The organism is Rhodococcus sp. MSC1_016, assembly GCF_023667485.2.
Lineage (GTDB): Bacteria > Actinomycetota > Actinomycetes > Mycobacteriales > Mycobacteriaceae > Rhodococcus_F > Rhodococcus_F oxybenzonivorans.
Genome location: NZ_JAMOZI020000003.1, coordinates 64,762 through 76,805, shown reverse-complemented (window position 1 = coordinate 76,805; position 12,044 = coordinate 64,762). Strand labels below are relative to the sequence as shown.

Annotated in this window: 12 protein-coding genes; all 12 read left to right on the top strand. The window is 66.9% G+C overall.

Going from position 1 to position 12,044, the window contains the following annotated elements; genetic code table 11:
- Positions 1-11: 11 nt before the first annotated feature.
- Positions 12-965 carry a hypothetical protein gene (locus tag L1080_RS37560; protein WP_250775858.1) on the top strand — a complete coding sequence of 318 codons (954 nt, stop codon included), beginning with the start codon at positions 12-14 and terminating at the stop codon, positions 963-965.
- 2 nt (positions 966-967) lie between these two features.
- The gene (locus L1080_RS37555) at positions 968-1,882 is read left to right on the top strand and encodes a hypothetical protein (protein WP_250775856.1); all 915 of its coding nucleotides are present in this window, start codon (positions 968-970) and stop codon (positions 1,880-1,882) included.
- A gap of 85 nt (positions 1,883-1,967) precedes the next feature.
- Positions 1,968-3,515 carry a cutinase family protein gene (locus L1080_RS37550; RefSeq protein ID WP_250775854.1) on the top strand — a complete coding sequence of 516 codons (1,548 nt, stop codon included), beginning with the start codon at positions 1,968-1,970 and terminating at the stop codon, positions 3,513-3,515.
- Between the two features lie 99 nt (positions 3,516-3,614).
- Positions 3,615-5,312, top strand: coding sequence for a peptidoglycan DD-metalloendopeptidase family protein (locus L1080_RS37545; protein WP_374435242.1), 1,698 nt, complete (start codon positions 3,615-3,617; stop codon positions 5,310-5,312).
- Positions 5,313-5,532: 220 nt separating this feature from the next.
- Positions 5,533-6,120 (top strand): hypothetical protein, encoded by a 588-nt coding sequence (locus L1080_RS37540; RefSeq protein WP_250775851.1) that lies wholly within the window; start codon positions 5,533-5,535, stop codon positions 6,118-6,120.
- Positions 6,117-6,770, top strand: coding sequence for a DUF6668 family protein (locus L1080_RS37535; RefSeq protein WP_250775849.1), 654 nt, complete (start codon positions 6,117-6,119; stop codon positions 6,768-6,770). Before L1080_RS37540 ends, L1080_RS37535 begins: the two co-directional genes overlap by 4 nt.
- Positions 6,771-6,786: 16 nt before the next feature.
- Positions 6,787-7,089, top strand: coding sequence for a hypothetical protein (locus L1080_RS37530; protein WP_250775847.1), 303 nt, complete (start codon positions 6,787-6,789; stop codon positions 7,087-7,089).
- A gap of 7 nt (positions 7,090-7,096) precedes the next feature.
- A complete protein-coding gene (locus L1080_RS37525) occupies positions 7,097-7,399 on the top strand; it encodes a hypothetical protein (RefSeq protein WP_250775838.1) in 303 nt (100 codons plus the stop codon).
- 41 nt (positions 7,400-7,440) lie between these two features.
- Complete coding sequence (locus tag L1080_RS37520; protein WP_250775837.1) at positions 7,441-8,112, top strand: hypothetical protein; 672 nt, start codon at positions 7,441-7,443, stop codon at positions 8,110-8,112.
- Complete coding sequence (locus L1080_RS37515) at positions 8,112-8,987, top strand: hypothetical protein (RefSeq protein ID WP_250775835.1); 876 nt, start codon at positions 8,112-8,114, stop codon at positions 8,985-8,987. Before L1080_RS37520 ends, L1080_RS37515 begins: the two co-directional genes overlap by 1 nt.
- The gene (locus L1080_RS37510) at positions 8,981-10,426 is read left to right on the top strand and encodes a hypothetical protein (protein WP_250775832.1); all 1,446 of its coding nucleotides are present in this window, start codon (positions 8,981-8,983) and stop codon (positions 10,424-10,426) included. Before L1080_RS37515 ends, L1080_RS37510 begins: the two co-directional genes overlap by 7 nt.
- Positions 10,427-10,484: 58 nt before the next feature.
- Positions 10,485-11,972, top strand: coding sequence for an SCO6880 family protein (locus L1080_RS37505; RefSeq protein ID WP_250775830.1), 1,488 nt, complete (start codon positions 10,485-10,487; stop codon positions 11,970-11,972).
- The last annotated feature ends 72 nt before the right edge of the window (positions 11,973-12,044 follow it).

Below are 12,044 nucleotides of genomic sequence, written 5' to 3'. Positions count from 1 at the left end.
GAGACAGAACGATGGAGCGCGACGACTGGTTCCCGAAGCTGGACCCGGCTGTGGGGGAGGACGAAACAGATGAGCAGCTGCTCGTCGAGTCGATAACCACCGACGATTCAGTAGACGAGTCGGGCTCGAACGAACCGTCCGCGAGCAGCGGCGACGCGTTGGAGCCGGATGCCGACGAAGAGCCAGCCGACGCGCAACGCCCCACCCTGTCCGCTGTACCGATGCCCACCCCCGCTACCGGGCCGGGGTGGGCATCGGGGTGGCTGGATGAGCCACTTTCCACCGACGCCGAGCATCCCTCGGACGTGTATCCGGTTGGCTCTAGGAATGATTCCCCAGTCGCCGAAAACGAGGCGACCGAAATGTCCGCGCCGGACGTCAAGGAAGTGCCGAACCAGGCCGATCGTGCCCGCCGCAACCGCCGAGCGCTGATCGGTGCATGCAGCGCCGTCGCCCTGGTCACCGTGACCGGTGTCGGAGCAGCCGCAATATCGCTCACCGGGAGCAGCAGCAACGCGCAGCCGCTGGACATCCCCGGTACCACCACGGCCTCGGCGGAGTCCACGCCGCCGGCCCCCACCGCCGCCTCCGCCGTGTCCTGGTGCCCTGCGCTCGTCCTCGATGACCGGGTGGAGGGGAACGGCACCGGCGGCACCGACTCCGGACCTGCGGCGATTCTGGCGTTCGATCACGGCTTCTACGTCGCACGCTCTGGGACGGAAGCACGCCGCGTGGTCGCCCCCGATTCGCAGGTCGCCTCTGCAGAACAGCTGCAAGAAGGCATTGACCAGACCCCCGAGGGCACCGAGCACTGCCTGAGTATCCGTCCGCTCGCCCCGGGCGAGTGGGCCGTCGACGTGCAGGAGAAGCGACCGAACGGCGAGGTGAACGTGTACCCGCAAATCTTCCGTACCGACAACCGTGACGGCCAGGTATTCGTCACCGCAATCACGAAGCGAGGCTGACGATGACCGAATCGTGGACGGACTGGGCCGCTGGTGACCCAGACGCCGATGATGCCGGCGCCGACCTAACGAACGAGCAGATTTCGACGGCAGCAGGAACGCCGCCACCAGCGGAGGCGCTGGCCGCTTCGTCGTGGCACTCTCCCGTCGAGACGTCAGCTCCGGTGATCGTCATCGGGCACCGAGGGGGTTCGGGCGCGACGACGACCGCGCTCGGTGTCGGCGCAGCTCTGCCGTGGTCGATACGTCCGGCACTGATCGACGCAGCCGGGCAGGGTCGCGACAGTGACCTGTGGGAACGCGGGCTCGGCGACGGCACCGGAGCGAACCCACTGCCCACGAGTTCCGTCGGCGAGCTGGGGCAGTGGCACCTGCGGGACGGGGTCGTGTGGGGACTCATCGACGACCCGCATCGTCACCGCGGACTCGTTGCGATGCTGCCGAGACTCGGACTCACCCCAGTCGTCGACGGCGGCTGTGGCCTACGGGTTCTCGCCTCGATGCCGCTCGACCAGGCGGGATGGCCGCCAATCGTGCTTACCGTTTCGCCACGTGGTGGCGAGATCAACCGGCTTCCCGCACTTCTCGACCGGCTCGGCAACTGCTTAGGAGCGACCATCGACCACCCGGATGCTCCGGGTCTGGCGGCCGTGCACGTGGTGGTGACGAACACACGGCCGGTAACCCAACCGATAGTCGACCACCTACGCACCCACCTGGCAGGGCGGGTCGGATCGGTCTCTGCGATCCCGCACGACCCCCATATCGCCGAGTGCGCCGATTTCGACTTTGCCGCACTCGCCCACGACACCGCTGCCGCCTACCACCAGCTGGCAACGCTGACGTGCCCGAACATCGCCGCCTATGGCGAGACGGAACCCGAACACGAGAGCAGAAACAACGAGGAGGAGCGGTGACAACATCGGTAGCCCAACCTGGCGCGACGGTCGAACGCGACCAGTGGCAGAAGTTCGTGTTGCTGCCCCCGGCCGGGGGTGCGTGATGGCGGTACGAAAGTTGCGCCCAGCGACGATGCCCATGGTGGCGCTTCTCGTGACGGCCATGTCCGTGGCGGCAGCTGCCGTGGGACCGACCACGGCAGCGGCCGACCCGGCGGAGTCAGACTGCACACCATTGCACGTGGTCGGGGTGCAAGGAACGAATCAAAGCGCCCCCGACGCATCACCGACGACGGATTCAGGCTTTCTCGGTGACGCAGTGCTGGGTCCCCTGCTGAAGACGGCCGAGGGCAACATCTCCCGTGAGTACGTGCCTTATGCAGGCGATTTCGGCTGGCGCGGGGAAACCTACGAACAGTCGATGCTCGGCGGAGTCGACAAGGCGAACCAGGTTCTCAGCGACTATGCCTCCCGCTGCCCCGATACCCAGTTCGCGATCATCGGCTATAGCCAGGGAGGTCAGATTGCGGACATCCTCGCCCGCAACATCGGAGCGGGCGACGGACCGGTGAAAGCGGACCAGGTCGCAGCGGTCAGCCTGTTCTCCTCCCCGAACCGACCCGACGGGGCATCGACCTTCCCGGACGCACCGGGACGCACCAGCCCACTGGCACCCGAAGGGGTGCCCGCCGATGCACTCTCCGACCTGACAGTCGAGGTCGAACCGCCTGCCGACGGTGGCGGTATCGCCCCGAACATCGCCTCCGCGAACGGGTACGGCGAGTTGGCAGGGCGGGTCGCATCATGGTGCGGGGAAGGCGATCTCGCGTGCGCGACACCCGAGGACGCGCCTTTGGCTCGAACCGTGACGAACATCGCCGGCCAGCTGCATCTGGAAGCACAGGATCCGCAGCAGACACTTCTCGACCTCACCGGCGCCCTCGGCGGCGCCGTGCTGCGCACCGGAGCCGACGTGATCAACAACGACATCAACTTCAGTGGCGGCCGCTTCCAGGTCAAACAGTCGGGTCAGACCGTACTCGGCCGACTGGCTGACAACTCCGATCCCCGCTCGGCCACCCCTGAAGCCGACGCCGAGATCATTCGCGCAGTCATCAAGACCGGTGTGATGGGTTTCCAGGCCGGTGTCGCGATCGCGAAAAAGGTCCTGACCCCCGAGAACATCGGCCAGCTCGCCGCAGTGGGATTGGCAAATCCTCCCGCGGCGCTCGGGCTCCTTGCCCTCAAGGTCGGGGACGCGGCGCTCGATCTGTTCCCGCCGGCCACCGGACGAGAAGTCGAGCGCTACATCTACAAGGAAGTCACTCGCGGCGTTCAGGACAACAAGGGCCTGCTCAAGATGGCGGCTGACCTGAAGTACTGGGATGCCGCCCGCAACCATGCCGTCTACGACGTCAATGTCGTCGACGCGGTCGGACGCACCGCCGCCGGATTCACCGTCGCGTGGCTGACCGAGATCGCTGCCGCCCTCACCGACAGCACCCGGCCGGCAAGCACCACGACCAGCCGGGCATCGGTAACAGCACCGTCGACTCCCACCCGCGCTCCGGCATCGACCTCGCCGTCTACCACCGCCTCGAGCACGCGCACCCCGGTCACCACCACATCGGGTTCCGCGAGCTCGGGTTAGACCGCCGCCGGTGGGCAGGCAACCGTCCTTGCCTGCCCACCGGGGGCTTTTCCCGATTTGCCGAAGTTCCGCCGATTCCACCTGAGCGAAGGAGTGAGCGTGTCCGACCAGAACAAAGGCAGTTCGGTGATCGTGCTGCTCGCTGCGGCAGTCGCCGGCCTGCTGTTCATGGTCGCCGTCGTGGTCGTGCTCCTCAGCCCCCCGAACGAGTGCCGACCCGACGTCCCCGGCAGCGGCGCGCCGGTGCCGGCGGGCACGCACGTCAAACCCACCGCCCCAGATTCCACGACGATGACCTCCGGTTTCGGGGAACGGTGGGGGACCCAGCACCAAGGCAACGACTACGCCGGTGATGTCGGCACCCCCATCTACGCGTTCACCGACGGCCGTGTAGTCGCCGCCGGACCGGCCACCGGTTTCGGAAACTGGATCGTCATCGACCACGAGATCGACGGCAAAACGTACAGCACCGTCTACGGGCACATGTTCGACGACGGTGTGCTGGTCCAGGTTGGTGACCACGTCACCGTCGGCCAAAAGATCGCCCTGATCGGCAACAACGGCCAATCCACAGGTGCACACCTGCATTTCGAGATCTGGGACGGTGGCCGCCTCCCCGACGGCGCCGGGACCGCTTTCGACCCGACACAGTGGGTGGACGAAGCAACCGACCCCGGCACCGCCTCCACGCCGTCCCCGGGTACCGGCGGCGGCCAGACCGATACCCCGGTGGGCGGTCTGAATACAGCGCAGTTGGCCATCGCGAAGCAGACCGTCGCGATCGGTGAAGCGATGGGGGTTCCCGAACAGGGCATCGTCGTGGCCCTGTCCACCGAAGGTCAGGAATCGACCTACCGGATGCTGGCCAGCTCAAACGTCCCAGAGTCCCTCGCCTATCCCAATGACGGGGTGGGCTCCGACAACAAGTCGGTCAACCAGTTCCAGCAGCAGGTCGGGTACTGGGGCACCGCCGAAGAGTTGATGAATCCGGTCACCGCGAACGTGAAGTTCTACAACGCACTCCTCGCCATCCCGGAGTGGGAGACCCTCCCGGTCACCGTTGCGGCGCAAACGGTCCAGGTCTCGGCACACCCCGAGGCATACGCCGACGACGAACCACTCGCCCGCCAGCTGTATCAGCAGTTCAAGGGCGCCGGCGACGATCTCACCGATGCCGACCGCGCGGCAATCGCCAGCGGCAACACCAACGCGGTGGGCGTCGCTGCTGGTGGCAGCACCCGCAGCGGATGCGAAGAAGGAACACCGACGAATCCCGATGGACCGCAATACGTTCCTGGCGGACCGTTCGGGGCGAACGTGATCGCGGCAGCCTCCCGGTGGATCGGAACCCCGTACTCGTGGGGCGGCGGCGACACGAACGGACCGACCAAAGGTATCCGTGACGGCGGCGTCGCCGACAGATTCGGCGACTTCGACAAAGTCGGATTCGACTGCTCCGGACTGACCCTTTACGCCGTCTACCAGGCATCCGGCGGCCAGATCACCCTGCCGCACTTCACCGGTACCCCCGGAAACCCGGGTCAGCTCTACGACCCACGCGGCCAAGAGATACCGCTCGACCAGAAGCAACCCGGGGACCTCATCTACTTCGGCTCCGGCGGCGCGACCCACCACGTCGGCATCTATTACGGCGTCCAGGACGGCCAGGAAATGCTGCTCAACGCCCCCCAATCCGGCGATGTCGTCGGCATCGATCCGCTTTCGAACTGGGCCGGAGAAGAAATGTACGTCAGGAGATTCGGATCAACACCATCCCCACACGAGGAGACGCCATGAACTCTCATACCAGCGCTGATCCCGACATGCTGATCGTCGCCGCAAGGGTCTGGGGTCCACCAAGGACTGACCTCGGGGCGGTGTCTCGTCGGCCTCCACTTCTTGACATCACACCCTCCGCGCCATACTTTGAACTAGTTAAAAGTATACCGGATGTTGTTGCCGAGCAGCTCCGAATCACCGGCACTGTCCGGACATTCGCCCAGGAAGGGGTAGTTCGATGAGCCGCGACACACCGATTCGGCGCGGATTGCGAGGCAGCCTGCTCACCGTGACGGTCGCCGGCTTGGTACTGGCCGGGTGTAGCTCCGAATCCAGCGAGCACGACCACCTGGACGACGGCGGTCCCACGGGGGCGTTGTCGACCCCGCCGCCGCCGTCACTGCCCGAGCGCTTTGCCGGAACCGATCAGACCGACCCCGAGTCGGTGATTGTCGCGGCCGCGGAGGCGTTGTTCAGCTACGACCCGATCACCGACACGAACCAGGCGGCGGCAGCGGAGCGGGCCAAGCCACTGCTCGACGAACAGTTCTACGACGAGAACACACTCTCGTTCTCGGTACTCGCGCCGATCTCAGGAAACCGCTGGCAACAATGGCGTGACGAGCAGGCCGTGGTGACGGCGACGGCACGGATCACCGACGACGACCACCCGGCCGACGCACCCGCCCGCATCTCCAGAGTGGTCGCGGTCGATGTGGTTGCCACCGCACCGACGGGCAGAGAAGTCGACCGAATGAACTGGGCGGCATACATGTCCGCAACCAAACTCGGTGTCTGGCGGGTCAACGCGGTGGCCGTGCGATGAGCATCGCCATGTCCGTCGACGACTTCGACGACCTGCCCCGCCGCCCTCGGCTCGTTGGCGCGCAGCTGCCACTCCCCAACCGGTGCGCGCCGATCTGGAACGGCCCCGTTCACGCCGGCGAGTTCTCCCCACCGAACCCGATGGTCTGGCTGCTTGGGGCCACCGGCGGGGCAGGGGTCTCGGTTCTCACGCGCTCGCTCGCCTACGCCGGCGATTGTGGCCGCACCTGGCCGTCACATGTCGGCCCGGACGCCCAGTCGCCACTGGTGATCATCGTCGCCCGGACCACCATGCACGGCCTCACGTGTGCGCACGACTTGCTGCTGCAACACGCGGCGGGCGGGACCCCGCAGGGGGTGGAAGTGCTCGGCGCGATCACGGTCGCCGACAGCGACCGCCCTCTGTCGAAACCGGTACGCCACCACATCGGGCTGATCACCTCCCTCGCCGGGGCGTGCTGGGACGTTCCGTGGATCGAACCGTGGCGCGTGATGCGCCACAACGAACTCCCCGCATGGGGACCGGGATCGACCATCCCGACCACGAAGAAGGACCGATCGGACCACCGCAAGGTGCCACCCGCACCGGTGATCGACCTCTACGACCGCATCCGGGCCGCAGCCCGCGAGCGAATCACCACCCTCACCTGACGAAAGGACATTCACCATGCTTCTCACCGCACTGACCACCACAACCGACCTCCTCGCACAGGACAAGCCGCCGGTCATCGACTTCACGATCACCGCACCTCCCGGGGGCATGGACGACAAGACGAAAGTGCTCCTCGGCGTGCTGCTGTGGGCCGTGACCATCGGCCTGATCGGGCTCGGTGTGTGGGCCGGATTCGCCTTCGCACAAGCGTTCTCGGACGGCGCCGCCAGCCGCGGGCAGAAACTGCTGTTCGGAGTCGTGGCGGTGGGCGCGATCATGTCGGCGGGGGCGGCCTCCTGGGTCACCTTCTTCATGTGAGCAGGCGATGAGACCAGTGCTCGCCACCCCACCCTCGCTCCTCGCACAAGAAGCACCTCCAGCGCGACCCGGGGGAATCGTGTGGCCGGACCGGGAAGCGATGGATCCGATATTGACTCTCGGCGGCTATCTGATGTTCGCCGCCGCCGCCGCCTTCATCGGGGCGGCGATCTGGGCCGGTTTCGAAACAGCCCTCTGCTACCGCGCCGCCCGCGGGGTCAACGTCGGGGTCATCCGATACGGCGTCACTGCGATCGCAGCGATCGTGTGCACGTCGGCAACCGCGATAGGCGGCTGGCTGCTGATCTGACCCGACCTTCCCCTGCCCGAACAGCTTCGAAAGGCGCATCCATGCAGACACGGACTCGACCCCGCAAGCGGTGGGGGCTTCCCGCCGCCGCGCTCATGACAGCGGCGGCAATCTCCCTTGGCGGTTGTGGCAGCGACACCACGACCCCTGACACCGATGCCGACAACGTCGACACCACGGCCGCACCGGACTCGGTGACCTGGACCAACTACCGCGGGGTTGAGGTGCCCTCGTCGACCACCGGTGGCCCATCGGCGAACGGGAAGGTCCCGGGCGGATACGCACACACCCCGCAGGGGGCGGTATTGGCGGCCATGCAGGGCCAGACCCGCTTGGCGTTGGCGCCGGACGACGAGTGGCCCACCGTGGCATCCACGGTGCTGGCATTCGGTCCCGGCCGCGACGCATATGCCATTGCCCGGTCGATGACCTCGATCACCGACGCGGCCGACCCCGCACAGACCGCGCAGTACGCCGGCTTCCGGGTGGACGACTACAGCGACGACCACGCGACCGTGTCGTTGGCCACCCGGATGCCCGGCGGCCAACTCGCCGCGTCCCCGACCACGCTGACCTGGAAGGGAAATGACTGGCGAATCACACTTCCGGATCCGGCAGCCAATCCCGTCGGCGACGACGGCACCACGGCCACCGACCCGGCCGAACTCAACTCCCTCGACGGCTACACACCGCTGTCGGCGAAGGAGGCCTAATGTCCGGCGACTCGAAAAAGACGCCCCGAGAATCGGAAAGGCCCAACGTCTTGCTGCGCACCGGCCAATGGTGGTTGGCCAGCCCAGCGACCTTGTGGGCCTCGGTGGGATTCCTGCTGGTGATTGTCATTGCCGGTGCGATCCTGATCGCACGGGGCGGCGGCGAGGACCGCGCAGGATCTGTTCCATCGGCGGCGGCACCGACGCCGTCCTCACCGGCAATCGAGCCCGAGCAGGACCAGTCGGGTGCGAGTGGCTTCGGCCCGCCCAGCGCCGACTGGCTCGGCCGTCCGGTGACGAAGCCGAACAACCCGGCCGGTCAGGTGTTGCCGCAGACCGCTGTCAGCCGCGGCCCCTTCACCGCAGGTGAGCTGGTTCCGGCTCCGGTAGGGGTCATGTGGCAGCAGGTCGGCCCCTCGGTGCTCCCGTTCTCGACCTCGGACGGACCCGCCCGCATCGTGGATGGGCTCGCGACCGGCTATGCCCGAACTCCACAAGGCGCCGCGCTGGCGGCATTGCAAGCACTTGTCCGCGTCGCGAACCCGGACGCATACCAGCAGGTGGTCGACCGGCAGATCCTGCACACGCCCGAACTCGAGCAGATGCTTGCACACAGTCGGCCAGAGCAGACCAAGTCGAGCGACCCCACCGCGATCCTCAAGTTCACCCCGCGACCTGCGGCATTCCGGGTCACGGGGTGGATCGAGGGGGAGTTCGCCGCAATCCAGTACGCCCTCCCGCACAGCGAGAACGGCCCGTACACCATCCTTGCAGCTGAGGCCGTGTGGGTCGACGGTGACTGGAAGCTGCGGTTACCCGAGACCAAACCCCGGGAGACACAGACGACGACCCTCGCGGGGTGGACGCTGTGGTGAGAAAACTGCTCGTCGCACTCCTGGCTGCACTCGCGATTGCAGTCGCTGTTCCCGCCGGAGTCGCTGTCGCACAGCCGGAAACCGCGGAACAGACCGAACAAGATCTCTATGCCGAGTGCCGCGCCCTGGGCGACGGTGTCGCGAACGCTATCGGTTCGGTCTTCCTCGAACGCGGCTGCGACGTCTTCAAAGCAGTCACCAATCCCAGCGACGCTGCCGGTGAATTCGCTTCCGGGACATGGGACACGATGGTCGGCGAAGCCGCTCAGGTCTTCGCCGAAGGCTGGAAAGAAGCCATCACGTTCATGATGACCTGGTGGATGACGAACTCGGTCAGCGGTCCACTCGGGAACAGCAATACCGAGTCGCTGGTCTATGTGCTGCACCAGTACCTGCGAGTGATCCAAATCCTGGTGTTCTTCGCCGCGATCGTCACGTCGATGATCAAGCTGGCCTGGGCGAAACACCACATGATGGCGGCCCACGCCACCGAAGCTGCCCAGGTACTGACCCGATCGGTGTTCGCGACCTGGGCGTTGACACCGATCGTGATCCTCGCCGACGAAGGCTCGCGCGGCCTCGGGGTGTGGCTGATCGAGCGGATGGTCGGCGACAACATCGACGGCGCACTCGACAAGCTGCTCACGGCTAACCAGCTCGGCACCCTCGGTGCGGGACTGGTGTTCGTGCTCGCCCTGCTCGGCATCATCGGCACGATCATCCAGGCAGTGTTCATCATGGTGCAGATCGCGCTCGCGCGACTGGTACTCGGCTTCGCCCCGGTCGCTGCCGCCGCGTCCGGCCTCGGCAATGCCGGCCGCCAGGTGTGGGCGAAGGTCTCGTCCTGGTGCGTGGTGTTGGTGCTGTTCCCGCTCGTCGCGTCGGTCGTGTACGGCATCGCGTTCACCTCGATCTCCTACGAGGACGAGTCCGGTCAGGGGGTTCTGGCCGGGATGATCCTGCTGTCACTGTCATTCCTGGTCGCCCCGACACTTGCCCGTCTCATCGTGCCGACCATGTCGGGCATGGCAGGTGGCAGCGCAGCTCCCGCCGTAGCCGCGGCAACCGTCGGTTCCGGCGCTGTCGCAGCGAAAGGCCTGTCCTCGATGGGCAGTTCGGCCAGCCGCGGCGGAGCCACGACGTCGACGAACAGCGTCGCCGGTGGACGCAGCCAGGGGCCGACCGGCGCCGTTTCCACCGGAGGCGGCTCGTCGATCGGTGGCAGCGGCGCGGCAACTGGCGTAGCGAAGGGCGCCGGCGCCGGCGCCGGCAGCGGTGCGGCCGCAGCAGCGGGGCCCGCCGGTATCGCGGTTGTGGCTGGTCAGGCCGTGGCAAAGGGAGCAAAAGCGGTCGGCAACCAAGTAGCCGCTGCCGCCGAGTCGGGCGCATCCGCCGGCGAGGACCCGTCCGGGTCCATGCGCGGAGGCCGCTCGACATGACACCCGATTCCGGCACCACCCACCTCGCCAACCGACTCGAATCCACTGAGGAGCAGTGATGAGTGAGACTCCCGAACGCCGAACGTACGGCGGCTGGCACGAGCCGAGCACCACCTACATCGGCGGCATCGGCAAGAAGCTGTTCTACACCTTCTGCATCCTGATCAGTCTCTCGATCCTCGGGCTGATGCTCGGCCGCTGGGTCTTCTCGGTCCTGGTGCTGCTGATGATCGGTCTGGCCTGGCTGCTGATGGCCTGGCGTTACGGCGGTCGCAGCGGCTACGAGGTGATCACCACACGGGTGGGATGGCGGCGACAGAAGCGAGGTGGCTCGCACATCCTGCGGGCCGGTGCGTTGTCGAACCAGGCCGGTGGACGCATTCGGCTGCCCGGCGTGGCCGCCAACATCGAACTGTGGTGGGGCATCGATGCACTCGGCCGGAAGTTCGCGATGATGCACCTGCCGACCACTCACCAGTACACGATCCATCTGCGCTGCACCGTGCCCGGCTTCGGTGGAGCCGAACAGTCCCGTATCGACCTGGACGTCGCGAACTGGGGTGAGTTCATCAACCTCAACGGACAGGCCGGCGACATCGACTGCGTGGCCACGACCATCGAATGGCTGCCTGAGACGGGTGCGCGCGCGGAATCGAATGTCGCGGATATGTGCGCACCCGGCGGCAGCCCGATCGCGCAGTCAGCCGTCCGCGAAACCATTACCGACGTCGACTCGCAGGGCTTGCAATTCCACGCACGGATGTCGATCACCTGGCGAGCGAAGACCGCGGCCGCCCGCCGCGACCCGATGGTGATGCTCGGCGACCTCGCCCAGCGCATCCCCGCGATTTGCCGCAACCTCGCCGAGCTCCGGGTGACCGGCGTCCCGATGAGCGACAACCTGATTGCCGCCGTGGTCCGCCGCAGCTACGACCCACGCACCGGTGTCGAAGCGGTCGCCGAGCAAGTCGCCCGCACCGACGATCCGCTGGTGTCCTGGCTCGACGCCGGACCGGTGACCGCCGAAGAGACCAAGGCCAGCTACTTCCACGACGGCGCGGTGTCACGGACCTGGGAAATGCACATCCCCCCGCGCGGCAAGCCGAACGAGCAGGTGCTCCGCAGCCTTCTCGAAGCGAACGCGAAAGCCCCGCGCAAACGCATCACACTGCTGCACCGGCCGCTCTCCCCGGCCGACGCCGCCGCGGCCGTCGAACGAAGCTTCCTCTCCGCCCTCACCGCCTCCAACACCAACCGAGGACACGGCACCGCCCGCGGTGACCTCGGCCTGCGGGCCGCCGAGCAGACCCGCCGAGAGGAGGCAGACGGCGCAGGCGTGACCGACTTCTCGCTACTTGTCACCGCCACCGCCGACACCGAAGCCGAACTCAATCGCATCGCCGAAGACATCATCGAAATGGGTCAGCACGCCCGCATTGGCCTGCGCCCCTGCTACCGGTACCAGGCCGCGGCCTTCCTCGGTGGCCTCGCCATCGGCGTGCTCCTTCCCGACCACGCCTCCACCCCCAAGAGCTTGCAGGCATGAGCCCGCGACGTCTGGAAAGGACCGCCATGATCACATCCTCGTCAGAGTTCGTCCTCGGCCTGCTCGCGCTCG

Bases quoted from the DNA above. Each gene is read 5' to 3' on its own strand.
- L1080_RS37560 (WP_250775858.1), top strand. From the start codon at position 12: ATGGAGCGCGACGACTGGTTCCCGAAGCTGGACCCGGCTGTGGGGGAG.
- L1080_RS37555 (WP_250775856.1), top strand. From the start codon at position 968: ATGACCGAATCGTGGACGGACTGGGCCGCTGGTGACCCAGACGCCGAT.
- L1080_RS37550 (WP_250775854.1), top strand. From the start codon at position 1,968: ATGGCGGTACGAAAGTTGCGCCCAGCGACGATGCCCATGGTGGCGCTT.
- L1080_RS37540 (WP_250775851.1), top strand. From the start codon at position 5,533: ATGAGCCGCGACACACCGATTCGGCGCGGATTGCGAGGCAGCCTGCTC.
- L1080_RS37535 (WP_250775849.1), top strand. From the start codon at position 6,117: ATGAGCATCGCCATGTCCGTCGACGACTTCGACGACCTGCCCCGCCGC.
- L1080_RS37530 (WP_250775847.1), top strand. From the start codon at position 6,787: ATGCTTCTCACCGCACTGACCACCACAACCGACCTCCTCGCACAGGAC.
- L1080_RS37525 (WP_250775838.1), top strand. From the start codon at position 7,097: ATGAGACCAGTGCTCGCCACCCCACCCTCGCTCCTCGCACAAGAAGCA.
- L1080_RS37520 (WP_250775837.1), top strand. From the start codon at position 7,441: ATGCAGACACGGACTCGACCCCGCAAGCGGTGGGGGCTTCCCGCCGCC.
- L1080_RS37515 (WP_250775835.1), top strand. From the start codon at position 8,112: ATGTCCGGCGACTCGAAAAAGACGCCCCGAGAATCGGAAAGGCCCAAC.
- L1080_RS37505 (WP_250775830.1), top strand. From the start codon at position 10,485: ATGAGTGAGACTCCCGAACGCCGAACGTACGGCGGCTGGCACGAGCCG.